Annotated in this window: 21 protein-coding genes and 1 tRNA gene; 12 read left to right on the forward strand and 10 right to left on the reverse strand. The window is 40.6% G+C overall.

Going from position 1 to position 19,060, the window contains the following annotated elements; all coding sequences use genetic code 11:
* Nucleotides 1-173: 173 nt before the first annotated feature.
* The 3 genes from NKMY2_RS10030 to NKMY2_RS10040 form a co-directional block, all read right to left on the reverse strand.
* Nucleotides 174-392 (reverse strand): hypothetical protein, encoded by a 219-nt coding sequence (locus NKMY2_RS10030; protein WP_157832534.1) that lies wholly within the window; start codon nucleotides 390-392, stop codon nucleotides 174-176.
* Between the two features lie 144 nt (nucleotides 393-536).
* A complete protein-coding gene (locus NKMY2_RS10035) occupies nucleotides 537-767 on the reverse strand; it encodes an antitoxin VapB family protein (RefSeq protein ID WP_042688000.1) in 231 nt (76 codons plus the stop codon).
* Nucleotides 768-874: 107 nt separating this feature from the next.
* Entirely contained in the window at nucleotides 875-1,627 is a 753-nt protein-coding gene (locus tag NKMY2_RS10040; protein ID WP_042688041.1) for an asparagine synthase C-terminal domain-containing protein, read from the reverse strand.
* Nucleotides 1,628-1,816: 189 nt separating this feature from the next.
* Here NKMY2_RS10040 and NKMY2_RS10045 point away from each other — a divergent pair, with 189 nt between their 5' ends.
* The 4 genes from NKMY2_RS10045 (at nucleotide 1,817) to NKMY2_RS10060 (ending at nucleotide 4,079) form a co-directional block, all read left to right on the forward strand.
* Nucleotides 1,817-2,434 (forward strand): hypothetical protein, encoded by a 618-nt coding sequence (locus tag NKMY2_RS10045; RefSeq protein ID WP_157832535.1) that lies wholly within the window; start codon nucleotides 1,817-1,819, stop codon nucleotides 2,432-2,434.
* Between the two features lie 69 nt (nucleotides 2,435-2,503).
* Nucleotides 2,504-3,382 (forward strand): S16 family serine protease, encoded by an 879-nt coding sequence (locus NKMY2_RS10430; RefSeq protein WP_052347815.1) that lies wholly within the window; start codon nucleotides 2,504-2,506, stop codon nucleotides 3,380-3,382.
* Nucleotides 3,383-3,417: 35 nt separating this feature from the next.
* On the forward strand, nucleotides 3,418-3,702 hold the full coding sequence (locus NKMY2_RS10055; protein WP_042688048.1) for a 4a-hydroxytetrahydrobiopterin dehydratase: 285 nt from the start codon (nucleotides 3,418-3,420) through the stop codon (nucleotides 3,700-3,702).
* 59 nt (nucleotides 3,703-3,761) lie between these two features.
* The gene (locus NKMY2_RS10060; RefSeq protein WP_052347817.1) at nucleotides 3,762-4,079 is read left to right on the forward strand and encodes a hypothetical protein; all 318 of its coding nucleotides are present in this window, start codon (nucleotides 3,762-3,764) and stop codon (nucleotides 4,077-4,079) included.
* A gap of 3 nt (nucleotides 4,080-4,082) precedes the next feature.
* Here NKMY2_RS10060 and NKMY2_RS10065 read toward each other — a convergent pair whose 3' ends face one another.
* A complete protein-coding gene (locus tag NKMY2_RS10065) occupies nucleotides 4,083-4,385 on the reverse strand; it encodes a hypothetical protein (RefSeq protein WP_042688005.1) in 303 nt (100 codons plus the stop codon).
* 136 nt (nucleotides 4,386-4,521) lie between these two features.
* Between NKMY2_RS10065 and NKMY2_RS10070 the strand changes: the two genes are divergently transcribed.
* From NKMY2_RS10070 to NKMY2_RS10095, 6 genes are all read left to right on the forward strand, one after another.
* Nucleotides 4,522-5,340 (forward strand): 6-pyruvoyl trahydropterin synthase family protein, encoded by an 819-nt coding sequence (locus NKMY2_RS10070; RefSeq protein WP_042688008.1) that lies wholly within the window; start codon nucleotides 4,522-4,524, stop codon nucleotides 5,338-5,340.
* 2 nt (nucleotides 5,341-5,342) lie between these two features.
* On the forward strand, nucleotides 5,343-7,658 hold the full coding sequence (locus NKMY2_RS10075; RefSeq protein WP_042688011.1) for a valine--tRNA ligase: 2,316 nt from the start codon (nucleotides 5,343-5,345) through the stop codon (nucleotides 7,656-7,658).
* Between the two features lie 118 nt (nucleotides 7,659-7,776).
* Nucleotides 7,777-9,033, forward strand: coding sequence for a tyrosine-type recombinase/integrase (locus NKMY2_RS10080; RefSeq protein WP_042688013.1), 1,257 nt, complete (start codon nucleotides 7,777-7,779; stop codon nucleotides 9,031-9,033).
* A gap of 516 nt (nucleotides 9,034-9,549) precedes the next feature.
* The gene (locus tag NKMY2_RS10085) at nucleotides 9,550-10,287 is read left to right on the forward strand and encodes a hypothetical protein (protein WP_157832536.1); all 738 of its coding nucleotides are present in this window, start codon (nucleotides 9,550-9,552) and stop codon (nucleotides 10,285-10,287) included.
* Between the two features lie 431 nt (nucleotides 10,288-10,718).
* Nucleotides 10,719-11,741 carry a hypothetical protein gene (locus NKMY2_RS10090; RefSeq protein WP_042688017.1) on the forward strand — a complete coding sequence of 341 codons (1,023 nt, stop codon included), beginning with the start codon at nucleotides 10,719-10,721 and terminating at the stop codon, nucleotides 11,739-11,741.
* Nucleotides 11,742-12,731 (forward strand): hypothetical protein, encoded by a 990-nt coding sequence (locus tag NKMY2_RS10095; RefSeq protein ID WP_042688020.1) that lies wholly within the window; start codon nucleotides 11,742-11,744, stop codon nucleotides 12,729-12,731.
* A gap of 235 nt (nucleotides 12,732-12,966) precedes the next feature.
* Here the strand turns inward: NKMY2_RS10095 and NKMY2_RS10100 are convergent, their stop codons facing one another.
* Both NKMY2_RS10100 and NKMY2_RS10105 read right to left on the reverse strand, forming a co-directional pair.
* Complete coding sequence (locus NKMY2_RS10100; RefSeq protein ID WP_042688022.1) at nucleotides 12,967-13,692, reverse strand: MvaI/BcnI family restriction endonuclease; 726 nt, start codon at nucleotides 13,690-13,692, stop codon at nucleotides 12,967-12,969.
* Between the two features lie 68 nt (nucleotides 13,693-13,760).
* Nucleotides 13,761-15,062: a DNA methyltransferase gene (locus tag NKMY2_RS10105; RefSeq protein WP_042688025.1), complete on the reverse strand. Its 1,302-nt coding sequence runs from the start codon at nucleotides 15,060-15,062 to the stop codon at nucleotides 13,761-13,763.
* Nucleotides 15,063-15,142: 80 nt separating this feature from the next.
* Here NKMY2_RS10105 and NKMY2_RS10110 point away from each other — a divergent pair, with 80 nt between their 5' ends.
* Complete coding sequence (locus tag NKMY2_RS10110; protein WP_042688028.1) at nucleotides 15,143-15,403, forward strand: hypothetical protein; 261 nt, start codon at nucleotides 15,143-15,145, stop codon at nucleotides 15,401-15,403.
* Between the two features lie 72 nt (nucleotides 15,404-15,475).
* On the opposite strand, the gene pdxT is transcribed toward NKMY2_RS10110, so the two are convergent.
* The 3 genes from pdxT to NKMY2_RS10125 are packed head-to-tail and all read right to left on the reverse strand — an operon-like array spanning nucleotide 15,476 to nucleotide 17,628.
* Nucleotides 15,476-16,090, reverse strand: a complete 615-nt coding sequence (gene pdxT / locus NKMY2_RS10115; protein WP_042688033.1) for a pyridoxal 5'-phosphate synthase glutaminase subunit PdxT — start codon at nucleotides 16,088-16,090, stop codon at nucleotides 15,476-15,478.
* Nucleotides 16,087-17,052 carry a pyridoxal 5'-phosphate synthase lyase subunit PdxS gene (gene pdxS, locus NKMY2_RS10120; RefSeq protein WP_042688037.1) on the reverse strand — a complete coding sequence of 322 codons (966 nt, stop codon included), beginning with the start codon at nucleotides 17,050-17,052 and terminating at the stop codon, nucleotides 16,087-16,089. The genes pdxT and pdxS overlap by 4 nt, the downstream gene beginning before the upstream one ends.
* Before the next feature lie 45 nt (nucleotides 17,053-17,097).
* The gene (locus NKMY2_RS10125) at nucleotides 17,098-17,628 is read right to left on the reverse strand and encodes a hypothetical protein (protein WP_042688054.1); all 531 of its coding nucleotides are present in this window, start codon (nucleotides 17,626-17,628) and stop codon (nucleotides 17,098-17,100) included.
* Between the two features lie 91 nt (nucleotides 17,629-17,719).
* Here NKMY2_RS10125 and NKMY2_RS10830 point away from each other — a divergent pair.
* Nucleotides 17,720-17,867, forward strand: a tRNA-Trp gene (locus NKMY2_RS10830).
* A gap of 4 nt (nucleotides 17,868-17,871) precedes the next feature.
* Here the strand turns inward: NKMY2_RS10830 and NKMY2_RS10135 are convergent.
* Nucleotides 17,872-19,060 (reverse strand): aconitase family protein (locus NKMY2_RS10135; protein WP_042688057.1); only part of this gene is annotated, 1,189 nt, incomplete at its 5' end.

Raw genomic sequence — 19,060 nt, forward strand, 5'->3', positions numbered from 1 at the left:
TATCGATGCTGTAAAAAACGATTCAGCCATTTCATCAAAGTTATCTGAGGAGGAAATCGAGAAAATATTTTCAGCAGAGAGCCACCTTGGCGCATCGCCGGAGATAATTGCAAACGTGAACAGATTGGTGCAGAAAGCCTGCAAGAAGTTCATCTAACCAAAAATGTAGTGTTTTAGTACCTTACAGCTTTTTCCAAGCTTTGTCGCAATTTTGGACTAGCTGGACCTGTCCAGAAAATTGAACCATCCTTTTCAAGCATGATTTTATTTTGTTTTTCTAAAATTTCCAGGATAAAGGTAAATGATGGATACTGCATTCCAGTTGGCAGTTTTTTGTAAAGACTGGATTTAGAATCAAATTCCTTGTTATCATAGATCAATTTCTCAATCATTGTTAGGCTCCTAAGGGTTACTGAAGTAACTTTTTTTGATATCATAAATTACCATCTTTCCACTTGCAGGTTTGGCACACACTCAAAGTGCTTCTGTCGCAACGTTCAAGCATTATGAGGAAATTGGTATCTACACAAACCACGCTATAGTTCAACCCTTTTCAGCTTTAGGTTTCCACGCAATTCTTTGCTTGTTTTCTCAACTGCATCTGCTAGGTCTAAGTTTGGACCTTTTTCCTGCAAATATGCCAGAATCGCAGCAGGGTTACCCCTTCCAAACGTGCGCAATATCAAATCTGAAAAAGATTCACCTTTCTTTTTTTGAGCTCTGAGTATCCGGTATGCATCATCACTCAACGAAATGGTAGTTCCCATAAACCATACTACGCACATACATGCATGTAAACTTTAGAATCGGTAAGAGGCATACTAAAAACAGTTTTGGAAAATAAGAATGGTCAGGTTGAGGGCATAGAGAAAATTTATCTAGACTTTATCAGGGCTTTGTGAATCAGAGAGCCGTACTGTAAGGCTTTTTTTCTCTTGCTTGCCGAGATTTCAGGAACGCCAATCTGTGATGCAAGTTTTCTAACGATGTGCTTTCGCATCAGGTCGTCTGGGTCCAGTATCTTTTCTGAAACAGGCACGGTTTTTGCGTAATTTATGAAATTTTCCGACAGGAGGGGCTGCAGTATCTTCACTGAAAACTCGGATGATACCAGGTTTACTGCCTTCATCATGTTCAGCTCGTTTTCAAGCTTCGAGTCCATCAGTTCCATTATTTTTGATTCGCCTTCCTTGAATGCGTCCCGGTACCCGTTGTACCCGCAGAACAGCTCGTCAATCCCGTTTGCAGTGACTACCGTGTCCAGCCCCAAACTGTTTGCCAGTTTTGCAACGTGGTAAAACGCAATGCAGTTTTCGTTCCACGACAGATTGTCAGTCGATATGGTATCGCGGATTTTCTTTGATATTGCGCCAAACTCGTCCGGGTCTATCTCCAGGACATGGTGTGGCAGTTTCAGAATCTCGTTTACCTCCCTAGAGAACAGGATGTCGTGCGAGCCTGCAAAGCCGATCGTAAGCAACGTGACATCATACCCCAAATCAGAGCAGACCTTTGCAACCAGTGTACTGTCGACTCCGCCTGAGAACGCGACTCCTATTTTTTGCGTGAGGACAGTGTGGAGCACTGCCTTTTTTATCTGCTCAAGCAATGTGTCAGTATCAGGCATAATTTTGTGGAATTGTTCCCCCATACAAAGTGCTTGCGGTGAATTTTGGAAAAAATTAGACACAGTAGATTAAGCTTGCTACAGAATTTTACTGATGAGTTCTGCCTGAGCGTTAAATGCTGCAAAGCAAATTCTGTATCAAGAAAGAAAATGCAACTCAGAAAACAAATGTATGCAGGATTGTTCGCCTTGATGCTAGTAGCAGCAATAGTGACAATCCCTCATGCAGTAGCAGACAAGGAAGAAAAATCAAGAGATTCAGAACGCAAACTAGACAAAGCAGACAGAGAGGACAAAAAAGAATCAAAACACGACGAAAAGCCAAGACCGGCCAAGCCAATTCGCCAGACAGTATCTACTGGAGTTGGAGTAGGCGCAGCAGTTGATATCGACGGAGGCCTCCACAGGTCGCACTATCGAGTCGATTTGGCAATCACATCTACAAACTCGACTGGAAACACAAACTCCACCGTAACCAATTCGACTGACACATACCAGGTCAAAAAAGGCCAGATATTCATACTTGAAAAAGGCTCAAGGGGCACATACAAGATAATCCCAGAAACCTGGAGAATAGACATTGGCGACAACAAGTCCACGTTCAGTGCAACAGGGCAGGTCAAGGGCGGAAAGGCCACGTACGACGTCTCACTTACCGGTGAGAAAATCCGCGACGTGAAAAACGGAAGCCTGTACCGGGTTGACGGCAAGCTCAGCGGAAACGGCCTGGAATACGACATGCACTACATATCGACATTTGCCAAAAAGAACCGCTCTGTGGAATCCATACTAAATGCGTCAAACTAGACGTTCCACCTCTTTTATTTTGTTCAAGAGAAAAATAATTATGCTTTCAGGTAGAATTACAGTAAAGTAATGTCAAAGGTCACGATCATTCTTGGAATCATACTGGCAGTGTCGCTTTACGGAAACTATACCCTGTACCAGGACACGCACACGCTAAGGCAGGACGTTTCTGACCTTGACAGCCAGGTAAGGTCGTTTCAAAGGCAGGCAGACGAGATACAGAAAAAGATGGGCGCAATAACGTCTGCAAGGGAAAGCCTTGAGGAGGCGCAGTCCCAGCTGGAAAAGACAATCAACGTCCTGGACTCGTCAAAGTCGATTACCGCAGTGGCAGTCCGCCCCATACTGTCAAGTGACGGCTTTTTCCAGAATGTAGAGTACCAGGGAACGGTAATGAGCATCACAGTTGACATCCGCGACGGGACTGGACTGGTACTTGTAAACACTGCAATCCCAACTGGAGTGGACTTTCAGACATCTGCCAAGACTGCAGTGAGTGTTGCCCAGAAATACACAAACGCAGACCTGTCAGAGAAGGACATTATATTTTCAATCACTGCAAAAAACAACGAGGAGTTGCAGGCAGTCGACGGCCAGAGTGCGGGGATGGCAATGACCGTTCTGCTGGTGATGGAAATTCAGAACAAGCCAATCAACGACAAGGTGCTACTCACTGGGACCATCCAGCCAGACGGAACGATTGGCCCAGTCGGAGGCGTGGCAGAAAAGGCAGACGCCGCAGGAAAATACGGCGCAGAAACATTCATCGTTCCAAAAGGGCAGGCCATAGTCATGGTCCAGGAATGCGAGGAATCGCAGCAAGGCCCGTTCATATACAAGAGCTGCAAGTCAGAGGCAAAGCCGCTGTCCCCCGTCACTGAGGAAAAATACGGGATGACAGTGGCAGAGGCAACTGACCTTGCGTCGGTTTTGGGCTACTTTGAGTGATCCAAAGTTATATTCTTGTCCAGATATCATATGGCATGCACGTTCTCCCTGACGATCAAATCAGAAACGAGCTCAAAGAGCACGATTTGAAAGGATGGACGATTCAGAACGGAAAACTCTACAAGGAGTTTACGTTCACCGACTTTGTCGAGGCGTTTAGCTTTATGACAAAGGCTGCGTTCCACATAGAAAAGATGAACCACCACCCGGAGTGGTTCAACGTGTACAACAGATTATCAGTATACCTTACCACGCATGATGCAGGAGGAATAACATCAAATGACATCAAGCTTGCAAGGACGCTCAACTCGCTAAAATAACCTATTTTCTAAAACTGTAGAAGATATTGTTAAATTCATCCATTGTCATTTAGTATGGTTTGGAAACAAAAGTCATGGGTTCCCCAAAATTCATGAGATTTTACGACGCCATACCTAAGGCAAGCGACCTTTATAGAGAAATTGATGATGCTTTGATTCTTTTAAAAGAAAATCATACATGTGGTCAGAGAATAGAGCGCGAAAAGTGGCCACAGTGCTATGTGCAGGCATTTGATGTTAACAATCTACGGAGATTCGAATTAAGAAAAGGCAGAAGACTGATCTACACCATCTATACAAAATCAGATGCAATACAGTGCAACGTGCTAGAGGCATTCGATAACCACAGAGAATACGACAAGCGGTTTGGCTACTGAATCTTATTTTAATTCAGTCGACATTTTGTGTAATTTCATTAATTTTGGATTATTGTCTCCAAATATCCACAAGATGGCCCCACCTTCCCGCATTATTTTTTTTGATCTTTCTAAATATTCCAAAACTACCTCAATGGTTTGCTGTTGAACTTGTTTTGGCAGTGCGCGCGACAATTTGTTTCTAGAGCTGAATTCTTTTTCCTTGGCTAAAACTTCCTCTATCATCTCAATGGTCTTCAGGTTAGGAATGTGAGATCCGGGCTTGCTTTTAGAATTCTTATTCTCTAGAATGGATCTAGGTGCCATGTATGTTTATACAAACATGTATATAATAACTTTATCTAGTATAAAATAATACCACATAAAATCACATTATTGTGGGTAAATTACTGCCTGAGTTTTGGTAGTAATTCATATACAGAATTAAACCCAAGTTCATCAAATGACTGCGACCCCGATACTTGATTCTGATTTTAGGTATATCGACAAGAAGGGAACTTTGCTAAAGTCAAGAACGGAACTGTCCATATCGCAGATGCTATCATTTGTCGGAATAGACTATACTTACCAGCACGAAATAATGGTAAACGGAAATTCCATTCTAGTTGACTTTAGGACTAGCGACGGAAAGCTAATCGAGGTAATTGACTCTGATTCTGACATAACAAAATACAAGGAGATAAAGAAATTTCTCCCGGATGCCAAGATAATAGCAATAGGCCATCCCAAGTTTGCAGCCAAATTAAAGGAACTAGACGATATCGTATTCTATGACACCAAGGACGCGCAGTCAGGCTCCATATTCATGGAGGACCAGTCGTTTGCATTTGACTATGCGCATATTTTGCCGCTGGTAGAAAAGTGCTCTATCTTGCACGGCCACACGTCAAACGTCTTTGTCGAACTGGTAGGCGATATGAAGAACAATCTGCTAATTGACTTTGGCGAGGCAAAAAAAATAATCAAAGAAGCCATAGGAGTTTTGGATCACAAGTTTTTCATAAACAGAAAGTACCTAAAAAGCGAGGACGACTCCCACTACAGGATCACATTTGAGGGGCCGCGGGGAATGTTTGACATGCAGGTCCCAAAGGGCACTGCGTACCTCTTGGAGGGCGAGGCGACTGTTGAAAATTTGTCAACTGAAATAATAAAAATCCTGGTTCCAAGGCTTCCAAAGAATATCGAGGCAGTGGGGGTGTACATATACGAGGGCTACAACAAGGGAGCGCACCTGATATCCCAAGTCTCAAAGGCCTGAGCATGGAGCCCAAGATCAAAGAGACGGCATGGAACCCAGAGCTTGAATTAAGGATACTAAAGCAGTGGGAGGAAACTAGGCTGTATGACTTTGTGCCTTTGGAGAAGAACTTTGTAATAGACACGCCACCGCCGTACCCGTCCGGCCGGCCGTGGCATATTGGCGCTGCAGCTCACTACTCCCAGATAGACATGATTGCTCGAACCGCACGGATGTCAGGGAACAATGTGTATTTTCCCATAGGAATAGACAGGAACGGGCTGCCTGTGGAGCTGTACACTGAGAAAAAGCACGGGATTAGAATGCAGGAGACGGAGCGAAGTAAGTTCTTGGAGTTGTGCCGTTCTTCACTGGATGATCTGGAAGCAGAGATGATACAGATAATGAAGAGTCTTGGGCTTTCTGGAAATTTTTCCAATTATTACAGGACTGATTCTGAAGAATACAGGATTCTGACCCAGTCCACGTTTATCGAACTGTGGAAAAAGGGAATCATATACAAGGCAACTCGTCCAAACAACTACGACTGGGTATCTGGCACCACAATAGCCGATGCTGAAATTGTGTATAATGACATTCAGACCAAATTGGTCTATATGAAATTCAAGATTAAAGATACTGATAGAGAGATAATCATTGCAAGTACTAGACCTGAATTGTTGTGCGCATGCCAGACGGTAATAGTAAATCCTGAAGACTCCAGGTATTCCGAGTTTATTGGAAAGGAGATAATCGTTCCAGTGATAAACAGAGAAGTAAAGATAAGAGCGCACCATTCCGCACAGATGGAGTTTGGCTCTGGTGCGGTGATGGTGTGCAGCTATGGTGACCAGAACGACGTTGCGCTATTCCGTGAAATGAAACTGCCAGAGATTGTTGCAATTGGAATGAACGGACTGATGACAGAATCCGCAGGAAAATATGCTGGACTGAAGGTAAAGCAAGCTAGAACCCAGATTATAGAAGACTTGACAAATGCAGGGCTGGTCGAGAAGATAGAGGAGATATCGCACCGAACACCGATATCAGAGCGAAGCAAGATTCCAATTGAGATCATACCAATGGAGGAATATTACGTAAAGCAGATTGACTCGATAGACAAGATCAGGGAGATTGGCAAGAAGATAACATTCTATCCTGAAATGCACAAGCAGATCCTGATGAACTGGCTTGACTCCATATCAATAGACTGGCCCATATCCCGCCGAAGATTCTACGGGACTGAAATCCCAATATGGTACTGCAAGGAATGTTCAGAACCGCATGTCCCGGAGCCTGGAAAATATTACACGCCATGGAAGGATGCCGCACCATTTGAGAAATGTGTGAAATGCGGCTCAAAAGAGTTTGTCGGAGAATTTAGGACGTTTGACACCTGGATGGATTCAAGCGTGTCGCCTTTGTTTATTTCAAAGTTTAACAAGGATCCCGAGTTTTTTAGGAAGACATATCCTGCCACCCTGAGGCCGCAGGCAAAGGACATTGTACGTACGTGGTTGTACTATACCATTCTACGATGTGAGCAGCTTACAGGAAAGGCCCCGTGGTCAGAAGCTTGGATTATGGGATACGGCCTTGACGAAAAGGGAATGAAGATGAGCAAGAGCAAGGGAAATGTGGTGGATCCATTACCAGTGATTCAGAAATTTGGTGCAGACACTTTTCGGTTCTGGAGTGCAAGCGAGATTAACCATGGATATGACTTTAGGTGCAACGAGCAAAAAATAGAAACTACAAAGAAATTCTTATCCAAACTTTGGAATGTGTCCAGATTCATCTCCAGTTATGATGTAGTACCAAATGGCAAGCCAACTGATTCAGACAAGTGGATTCTATCGGAACTGGACAAACTGATTACAGAATGCAGAAAAGGTTATTCAGAGTACAATTTTTTTGTTCCAGCTATAGCCATTCGCGAGTTTACGTGGAATCTTTTTGCCGCGCATTACATCGAGATGGTGAAAGCTCGTGCATATGGAGAAGGGTTTACAGGGGATGAGAAAAATGCCGCAATATACACACTGCACAAGGTTTTGTCTACCATTTTGTTATTGCTTGCGCCGATTACGCCGTTTATCACGGATTACATGTGGCAGGAATTGTACTCTAAAGAAACAATTCACAAACAAGTTTTGCCAAAGTCTGATGGTACAGAGGACATGACAAAGTTCACAGTAGAACTGTCTGACTTTAATTCCAAAGTATGGAATGAAAAGAAGTCAAAAGGACTGTCACTGAAAGATACAATTTCAATTGAGATTCCTGAACCACTCAAAATATTTGCAAAGGATTTGATTCCAATGCATAAAATAGAATAGATAACCACTATCGAAAGGAATTTTGAGTTTTGTAAGGTGTCATAACTGACAACCATAACAAAATAAAGATTCTAGATTTGTCTAGTATCCTTAAATTATTTTGGCATTATTTACTGCTATGACAAAATCTAGGGCTTTAGAGATGTTCTTCGAGTCCATCAAATCTCCAGCTACTAGAAAGGCGTATGATTATCAGTTAAACATCTTCAAGAAACACTTCAAATTCAGAACCATTGAATCAATCTTGAAAATAGAGTCAAAACAGATCCAGATCTACATTGAGGATTATATTATCCACCTAAAGCGGAAAGGATTGAGCAGATCGTACATCAATCAGGGGATTTGTGCCATCCAGTTGTTCCTAGTGATGAATGACATTGTGCTCAACTGGAAAAAACTAAAGAAACTTTTAGCCAACATTGAGATTCCCAAGGCTACAGATACACCATATTCAACAGAGAATATCAAAAGGATGGTTGAGGTTACACGTTCACTACGCGACAAGGCAATAATTCACTTTTTGGCAGCCTCAGGAGTAAGAATTGGAGCACTCCCAAGATTAAAGCTTAAACACCTAACAGAGATGCCACACAGGTGTAAATCAGCCTTGGTTTATGCGGAGAGTCAGGAAGAATATGTTACATTTCTGACAACGGAGGCAAGCGCTACGTTAGATGATTACTTTAACCAAAGACGACATAATGAAGAAATACTCACGCCAGAAAGCCCAGTTTTTAGATCCAGATATAGCATAGGATCAGCCAAAGCCCAGCCAATGACAGTAAACAGCCTGACAGGAATGATAAAAAATATTCTAAAGGACATTGATATAAGAAAACCAAAAGGCAAAAGGTTTGAACAAATTCGTTTTCACGGTCTGCGCAAAAGATTTGCAACCATACTCAAACTAGACAAGAACATTAACCAAAATGCGGTTGAGCGGCTCCTAGGACATAAGAACGGCTTGGATAGTTCCTATTACAAGCCAGCCAGACAAGAACTATTTTCAGAATACATTTTGGCTATGAGAGATCTAATTGTAGATGATGCCTTGAGGGTTAAAGCGCAGTTAGAATCTGAAAAAACAGAGCATGATGCCAAAATTGCAGAATTAAAATCCCAGAATGAGAAGATTGAGAATGAAAGATTTGTAGGACTTAGAAAAGATTTTGAACAGCTCAAAATTAGCATAATAATAGGACGCGAATGGGATCAAATCCAAAATGAAAAGAATTCAGAAAAGCATAAGGAATTGGCAAGAAAATTTGCCCTAAGATACAATTTGAATCCGGATCAGTCGATTAATACTAATTTTGTCACCATGTCTCCTGAATTGATAAAGTCCTTCACTGATGTGTTCAGTGATTCAAAATAATCGGCGCAGAAGGTCTTTTGCAGGACTTATAACACATTTTTTAGACGACTTATAACTCATCAAGTAATTTTACAGAACTTATAACATCGCGGATGGGGGCAATTTTTCAAAAATCCGAACTTTAATCAAATCTGACAGCCTAGTGTCACTGGAGACCCATCCAGTTAGGGGCAATGATTTTAGTGCCACCACCAGTATGAATGCAACGCTGGGGTTGGCACTGACTTTTCATTTTAAAATGCAAGCACAAAACCAGTGCAGCACAGTACCAGTGAATTTGTAGTTCTAACATCTGAAAAACAGAGGTGCGTATGAGATTATTGTCAATGCTTATAGATAATAGTCCACGATTTAAGAATCACAAAGTAAGAAAATATAACATCAATTCCCAATGGATTTGTATTGATTCCATGTGCAGACTGGTGGTCGTGGTCTTTTGATTGTGAAATTTCTAATAATCAGGCTCTGATTATTGAAGGGTTTTTTGCAGTAATTGTGGGTTTTTTCTTTTTATGGTTGCAAAGACGCCAATCTAGAAAACTAGACAAGGTCACAAAAGACATAACTGAAAAGATCTACAGTAAACCAATCCAGAATTATCAATGTGACTTTAATATTGACGATCCAAATGGAACATATCAGTCAGCAACACAAAAAGTAGATGTATGGGTAAGAGACGTTGTTGAAGAATTTCAAAGACCAAATACTATCATCACAGACAGTACAATAGATAATACTAGAATAATTGAGATTGAAGATCCACAAGAAGGTTCGCTAAAAATCGAAGTGTATTCAGCAAGAGATGCAAACTTGGGCGAGTTTGGAGTAATTCCAACGGTATTGGTACAAGTAAACTCTGCAAATCCGGCTTTGATTGATAAGATAATGAAACATGGGCAGCCATATTACTCAGTAAGCTGGTATACAGCAGAGCCAATTGATGTTCCACAACTAATGAAAAAAATTGAAGAAATGACTGAAAAAACACCTGGTTCTAAAGGTGGGTTCGGCACTAATGATGGGGAAACCACATGGGATTCTGTCGATTACGGGTTTGTGAAATTAGAGCAGGGAAATGTAAGATTTTCTTTTTCAACAAATAGAATCTACATAGTGTTGGATAGAAAAAGCCCAAACATTGGGTTTTATTCTGCGCATAAAAAATTGAATCCGGGTAAACTAGTAGCAATGATTCTGGGCGAAGTCAAAATACAGGATGCGAGAAAAATTATCAAAGAATGTATGAAACTTTAGATGTTGGAGATTCCGACTAGACAAAGGCTGTAGAAGGCTGATTTTCCATTTTCATTTTAAAATGGAAAATGAAACACTAAAGCCAGCGTATGAGTAGTTCATGAGGGTTATTCAGATATTCTATAATATGTGAATAACGGTCATAAGTATGAGACAATCTGAGATCGCAGCAAATGACATTATGTTTTAAGATCTGAATTATGTCATACATTCATACTAGATGGAAAAGGGAACATAGTGCATATTGAGTACAGCATAAATTCACAGTAAAAAGCAAGAACAGTTGTCTCAGTATAGAAATTAATTCCACATAGTCAAAATATTCGTAGTGTTTACAATATTCCAATACTAACATATAAAGTCAAGACCGTAGTCATAATCTCAAAATTTTCGACATACTATTATGTTAGGATCACAGTATCCAGTCTAACATGATAGAATCACAGTCAATCTATCTTGATGTGTATCTACCAGAATACTGTGTACAAGGTGAAAGAATCCCATTTTACGTATTATGGGATAAAGAAAAAAAAATGAAAATATCACTGAATCTCCCAGACGGATTAATACTCTCTGAAGTATACAATATAGATACTAAAAATGTCGACAGTCAAAACGGCAATCATATTGCAAGCGGGTTTGAAATGGAGGGATATTTTGGCGGAATATTAACTTCAAGTATGTACAAAGACGCGTCAGCAATTAAAACGATTAAATTTTCACTACAATATGATGATTCGGTAAATCAGGTATTTGAAAGAAATATTGAACTTTTCAGACCAGACATTAAAATTTCTAATAACATATCAACTATCAACATAAAGACAAGAAAAGATAACAAACTTGTCTCTAGTGAGCATATTGGAATTTTAAATCACGGTAAAGGCACAGCTATAATCAAAGTAAACATTTTGAACGAAAGTGAGATTAAAGAAGGTTATCCAGAAGGTTTTGAAGAATTTAGAAACAGTTTCTTAAAAGATCTTGATGATATTTTTGTGGAAATGAAAATAAAATTTTCTCATTATGCTGATTTGTTGGATGAGGTTAGGATTATCGCACGTGATCCCTTACCATCGGATGATAAAGAGGTGAAACGAGTTAAACATACAGTAGAAGAATTAGAGGAAGCTTTTAACAATAATGAAGAATTTCTCGCTGAATTTTTACACAGTACAGCCAAAGCTTATTTAAAAAATATGTCAATTATGACTGACGTAGATGCATTCATAGCATTCATGAGATCCATAGGAAAAAATAAAATTATTTTATTCGACGCGATGAAAGTATTGAAAATTTCAACAACTGCTCAAAAACTTATTGCGGAATTAGTCATTAGCGATTTAGCTCAAAACAAATATCCAGTTATCAAACTACCAGAAATATCGATAATTGCCGACAGAGAATGTTCTGTCCCAATTTATCAGATTCTAGATCCATCTAGGAGTAACTGAATGGAAGATATAGCCAGCGATGCAGCTAAAACAGCTCTACCATTAGCTGCAGCAGCTGCAAAACCACTCATACAGAAAGCCATGGAGAAAATGCTCAAACGTGCAAACGGAATAGATCAAAATATCATAGACGCGTTTAAAGTAGAGGGTCGTGAAATGACTATCCTTTGCCCAGAATCAATACAAAAATATTCTTTGTCCATAGTTGCAAAAGAAACTAGTTTTTTTAATAAAAAAGCTAGATTCGAGTTAGGTAAAGCACGCAGAACAACCATCAGATCAGTAACAGGATTACAGTCTATTGATGCCGTCACCATGATTGATAATGGATTTGAACTTAATCTGAAAAAACTCAAACCGGGTGAGCTCTATGTATTAGATGTAGAATATTCTTTAGAGGATCCAAATTTTCTAGAAACTCTAGTAAATCGAGAAGTCGTGAATGAAACTCCAGAGTCAGATTCAACAAAATATTGGATGGTAGCACAGTTAAAACACCTAGAATCTCTTAAAAGTCAATACGGTAGGATCGATCTACGTGATGTCGACTTCAATGTTAACGTTGGAGTTCATCAAGACATCAATACAAAAATTCCTAACGGATTCAAAGAACAGATTGAAACATTGGCACAGTTAACTAAAAGAAAAGGACGCGGAGAAAAATTCAACCTATTTCAAAAATTATTACAGATTCAGAATACAAAATATGGTGGAAAAGAGTTAGAATTGCTGAGCAATGTAATGGAACTTTTTACATCTACATCTTTTAGCAAATTTGTGAATGTGACAACTGATTTTCATTATTCAAACTGTGAGAAAGGCGCTGGAATGTATGACTACCCGTTTGTCATGTGGCCCAAATTCATGAAAGTTACTTCACGTACAGATCTAGGTTTGAATAAACCTGCATCAAACGGCATGTTGGTCTATAAACGCGGTGAATTTATGTCTGAACTAGAACGAATTTTTGATAAACATGTCAAAGCATAATCAAAGTTCTTCAGATGTTTCGTTTAATCTTGGAGAATAAGGTCAAATCAACTAATGACGCTGATCAATACAAGAACAATTAAAAACAGAAAACGTTTCTTTTTCCATCAATTTACAAAAATTTCAAGAGCAAATCTCTTCACAAATCAAGTGTGAATAATCGAGTTTTGAGTAAAGAGAGTACAAAATACAGTTTAAATCAACAGATGATCCTGATAGAAATTTTTTAAATTAATTAAACAACTTGAGTTCTCTTTGAAAAACAACGATCTAGTTTATCAGGCCTTATTCTAAAACCAGTACCATGATCATGGGGTCTACCATCTGAATATTGTCCAATTCTAATATCAATTAGTAAATTTCCTTCTTTTAGTAATTTTGTAAAGTTTGAAAAGCTAAAACCGTGCATTAACCATGCTTCATTAAAGTGAAATTCTTCATTTTTTTCAGAACCTTTAGAATCTGCTTTTACGTATAATAATGCACCTGGGTATTTTTTTTCGAATTGTTTTTGTAATGTTTCTTTATCCCAATATGGATTACAGCCAAGTTTTTTTACCATATTATCATTAGGTCCTAAAATTTCAATTTTATCATCACAGACAGCTGCTTTGAGACCCTTCCCACCTTTCAAGGTGTTAAAAGAAATTGCGTTAATCGTTGTGTGCAAGTGCTTTTTGTTTGTATTTGGTTTTGGATAGCCGTACTCATCTAACAAAATAGAATTACATCCGTAAGGGAGAGGGGATTTAGTAAATAAGGTTAACATACTTTTGGAACCTCTTCTTGCAGCTTTTAATTCAGTCATCTCTGCATCTGGACCAGATATATTATTCTCATCAATACCGAGTAAATCCTCAAGTGTTTTACCAATCCCAGTATGTCCTATTCGATGAGTCTTGATGAATCCCATCTCCTTGGTTTGTTCTAATCTTTTTACAAGTTCAGAATAGGTTTGCACCTTCTTCCATTCTAGGATAGTGATAAAGTCACAAAAAGATAATTTTTTTGATTTTTAGGTTAAATTAACTAATATTTCCAGATTACAATACTTTCTCTAGTCATGGTCTCACCTACAAAATCAACAATATTTTCAGGTGCATTTTTGACTGCCATAGCTTTGTTTGCAATTGTTCTATAGATAGTATCATGATACTTTAGACCATGTTTTTTGCCTAACTCTACAATGATTTGATCAGTTGGAATTTTTATTCTACGAACAGTCCTGTTTGCAACAACAAAACAACAGTGACTTTGATTTGGTTTTAGCACCAGAGAGATTTGCTCCAAACATTTGTCCAGATCATAAAAAAATGAATAAACATCATTTGCTCTAGTTGGATTTTTATTTTTAGAAAGCTCTTTGTCGTTTTTATTAACTTGTTTGAGAGTTTTATCTAAAAGTGGAGAGTCCAAATCCTGAAATTCTTTTTTCTTTTTACCACCCAAACCAACAGAATCCACATCAAATAGCTTTTCAGGTGGAAGTTCAAGCCAAAGTCCTGGATGCTTTGAGAATTGACCATATGCCACAGTGGTTTGATGATCACCGTATGGAGGAGATGTTACCACAAGATGGACCTTGCCATCGTCAAAGATTTTTTTTGGCACTTGAGAAAATGCCTTAGAGACGTTTCGTGAATCTCCCAAAATAGGAAATGCCTTAGCTTTTTTAGATGAAGTATGTAAATCGCTCATTTTTTGTATGTTATTTTTGCATATTTCTTTGAACATTGCAAATACGTCAGGATTAAAAGAATCCATTTGTTCTTTTGACATTCGATAAATTTTGTAAATACTATTTCTTTGATTACTTGCCTTTCTGGATGTCAGTGAGAAACAAACTTTGAAAAAATCAATGACTGGTTTTGAATCATCTAAATTGAATATGTGATGCTTTAAGATCTCTAGTTTTTTTATCACGTCTGGCTTGTACCAAAATTTTAGATTCAGAGAGTCAGATTTTGGGGAATTGTCATATCTAACCTTTCCAGCATAGTCAGATTCGGATTTTGTAATGATTTCGTTGAATCGTTTTTCAAGTCGGGCTGCCTCAATTGTAAGCGTTTTCACCCTAGAAATCAACACAGCAAATGGATTGACATCAACTCCAATTGAATTATTTCCATGAAGTAATGCTTCAACTAAAACTCCTCCAGAGCCCATAAAGGGATCAAAAACAACTTTTTTTGTATCAGGAACATATTTTTCAATCAGTCTTTTTGCTATTTCTGGATGCATTCTTGCAGGATATAGATGAAATCCATGAGAGTAATTCTTTGTACTAAATTCTAAAAAAGTCCAATCTTGTGTTGTTTTCAAGCTGTTCAATTTTTGATTTTACACCAGTTCTATTAATAATGAACTAAAATATAATATCGGGTTATTATGATATAACTTTAGAGTTAAAAATGGAATTTGTAAAACGGCTTTCCCCAAGTGAAGCAAAATACAAGTATTTTGGATTACCAAAAAAGACTAGAGAGGAGTTTCCAGATAAGGATAGAACTTTCAAATTAAAATTCAAAAATAAAACATACGATATGAGAGTGAATAACAAAAACTGTATAATGTTAACCCAGCTCTACGATGCCTACCAATTTCAAGAGGATGATGAGATCAAAATATCTTCAAAAAACGACGCTAGTTTCGAATTAAAAGTGAATGAATGAGATTTCTTAGAGATCGATTTATTCAAAATTGAACCATGTGGTTTAAGACAAAATAGATGTTGTTGAGTTTAGTTATTTCTTTGGCTTTATCATACCAATAAAGTGTTTGTGCATTGACACATCGTGTGTCAGTTCAGGATGAAATGAAACCGCCAAAATGTTTCCCTGCTTTACTGCCACCACTTTTTCATTGAATTTTGACACCACTTGCACGTCTTTTCCCATGTCTTCTATTGAGGGTGCACGAATGAACACTCCCTTTGTCTTTGGAATGCCAATAGAGTCAGCAGAAATTTCTGCCTCAAATGAGTCCTTTTGCCTTCCAAAAGAGTTTCTCTCCACTCTAACATCTAATAAATTCAAGAGCGGTTGGTCCATTTTTCCAACAACTCTGTCCTTGGCATTTTTCGATAACAAAATCAAACCGGCACAAATTCCAAAGACAGGCATTCCGGATTGGATTTTCTCCTTGATCACTTTCAATGCGCCATTAACCAGAGACATCTGTCCCATCATTGTGCTCTCCCCGCCTGGAATTATCAGGCCGTCAAGCGCAGAAATCTCGTCAGGTGTTTTCACCTGCTTCACGGTTCCCTTTATTCCCAAAGTGCCAAGCGCAGTCCTAGCAGCCACAATATTCTCAGCAACATCTCCCTGCAGTCCCAAAACACCGATGCTAACGCTCATGCTGTTCCTCTTTCCTGCATTTTCAATTCCAAGTTCTTTACATCAAGCCCAAGCATTGACTGGCGTTCATCAATCATCCTTTGGGCCTCCTTTACCTTGTCAGCGTCCTCCCAGAAGGTAGTAGCCAGCACAACAGCTCGCGCCCTTTCCTTGGCATCATCGGCCTTGAATATTCCAGAGCCGACAAAGATTCCATCACAACCCAAAGACATCAGGTATGCCGCATCAGCTGGCGTGGCAATTCCGCCTGCTGCAAAATTAACCACGGGCAGCCTGCCCAATTTGGCAGTCTGCTCTACTAATTCAAATGACACTTTGAATTCGCGCGCCATCCTGATCAAATCCTGGTTGTCCCCAGAATCATAAATTGATTTTATTAATCGCAATTCCTCATTTACTTTTTTGATGTGCGTTATGGCCTCTGCAACGTTTCCAGTTCCAGGCTCGCCTTTTGTCCTGATCATTGCAGCTCCTTCTTCAATTCTTCGCAGTGCCTCAGCCAATGATCTAGCGCCATTTACAAACGGAGTGGTGTAATCCCATTTCCAGATGTGACGCAGCTCGTCAGCTGGAGTAAGCACTTCGGACTCGTCAATCATGTCAACGTTTGCCTCCTCCAGTACCTTGGCCTCGTACACGTGGCCTATTCTGCACTTTGCCATTACGGGAATGGTCACCGCGTCCATTATTTCCTCAATAACCCTAATGCTTGCAGTCCTTGCAACGCCGCCTGCCTTTCGAACATCAGACGGAAGCTTGTCTAAAACCATTACAGATACCGCACCTGCCTCTTCGGCAATCACAGCCTGCTCCACAGTGGTGACATCCATCACCACTCCATTTTTGAGCATGTGTGCAAATCCCCTTTTCAAAGTGGACGTGCCGCGTGTAATCGATGATGGTCCTACCTTTTCACTGACCTTTCCCTTTGCAGAATCAAGGTTGCCAGAGAGCGGAATCATAAGGACTAGTCACGATTTGCATATTTATAATAACGGATCAAATTCCTAGTTGAATTTTTCAATTACCCGTTCCAGCTCAGACTCCACCATGGTTATTATCGGCGGGACAAACGTGGACGTTGCGTTTCCCTCAGACCACTGGATCTGTTTTGTGTTTCCATTCAGTGTGACCTTGAGTGAGAATTTTGTGTATTCCGGCACGGACTCGTCAGCAGGTATGGAATCAATTGGGATGTTCATAAAGCCGGTCTCCTTTATCATGGCAGTCAGCTTTTTCACCTCGTCTTTTGGAATGGTGAGGGTTTTCTCAGGCAGCGGCTGCTCGTTTTCAGTCACCAGATACCTGACGTTTCCCTCGTTTGATATTATCAGGATTTCAGACTTGATAGGGCTGAGTCTGTCAGTCAACCCAAATGAAATTTTTTTCAAGTCATGCCGGGTCAGCTCAATTGCGATTCTGTCATCAGCGTTTGTCGCGCTAAACGGAATCTGCGGGTTTATGATCATCGGCATGGCAATCATCCCTGCAAAGATTACAGGTATTGCCATGATTATCAGCAGGATTGGTTTTACCATTACACCGTTTCCCCTTTGATTCAATAATAAATCTATGATGATACCACCATACCAGATAGAATAAATCCAAGCCCCTGTTTTTCTCATTTGTGGGGTCGTAGCCTAGCCTGGTAGGGCGACTATGATTTAGTCATCGCTAAAGGCTCCAGAAGTAAAAAATCCAAACTGATAACACGAGATGATGTGAGTTTGGAGCTGCAGTGACCTGTAGATCGCCGGTTCAACTCCGGTCGGCCCCACGTCCTATTTCTTTGATCTCAGGACGTTGAGCGCAGAGCCCTCGCGGAACCACTCTATCTGGGAGTGGTTGTAAGAGTGCGAAAGCAAAATCTCGTCCTTTGAATTATCAGAGTGCGTTATGATGCATCGGACCAGTTTTCCCTGCTGCAACTTGTCCAGGTCAACCAGGCTCAGTCGGTCTGATTCATGGATTCGGTCATAGTCTGACGGATTTGAAAACGTGAGTGCAAGCAATCCTTGCTTTTTGAGGTTTGTCTCGTGGATTCTTGCAAATGATTTTGCAATCACGGCGCCGCATCCTAGAAATCTCGGAGTAAGTGCGGCGTGCTCCCTGCTGCTTCCCTCCCCGTAGTTGCTGTCGCCTATAATGACCCATTTGATTTTCTGCCCCCTGTACTGTCTGGCTATGTTTGGGAACGATTCTATTGCACCAGTCAGTGCGTTCTTCCCCTTTCCGACCTCGCCTGTGAACGCGTTTACCGCACCCAAGAGCAGATTGTCACTCAGCTTGTCCAGGTGCCCGCGGAACATGAGCCACGGACCTGCAGGGGAGATGTGATCAGTTGTGCACTTGCCCTTTGCCTTTACCATCACCGGCATGGAGAGATAGTCCTTTCCGTCCCACTTGGCAAACGGTTCCAGCTTTTGCAGTCGGGTGCTGCTTGGACTGATCAGAACTTCAACGGATCCAGGATTATCCGCAGGAGAGACATAGACGTCCTTTCCAAGCTTGAATCCTTTCTCCGGCACCTCAGGTGCAAGCTCAGGCGGGGCAAGCTTGAACTTTGTTCCGTCCTGTGCAGTCAGAGAATCGGTGAGAGGATTAAATGACAAGCTTCCGCCAAGTGACAGTGCGATGACCAGCTCGGGGCTTCCGATGAAATTCATCGTGTTTCTTTTTCCGTCGTTTCGCCCCGGGAAATTTCTGTTAAACGATGTAACGATAGTATTTGGCTCGTCCTTTTTCAGCTCGGGTCTGTTCCACTGACCGATGCACGGACCGCATGCGTTTGCCAATACAGTGGCGCCGATGTCCTTTAGCATGTCCATCTGCCCGTCGCGCTCGATTGTAGCCCGCACCTGCTCAGAGCCGGGCGTCACCAGCAACGGAACCTTTGCCTTTATTCCCTTGTCCTTTGCCTGCTTTGCAACACTTGATGCGCGCGACATGTCCTCGTATGAGGAATTCGTG

This window comes from Candidatus Nitrosotenuis chungbukensis, assembly GCF_000685395.1.
GTDB lineage: Archaea > Thermoproteota > Nitrososphaeria > Nitrososphaerales > Nitrosopumilaceae > Nitrosotenuis > Nitrosotenuis chungbukensis.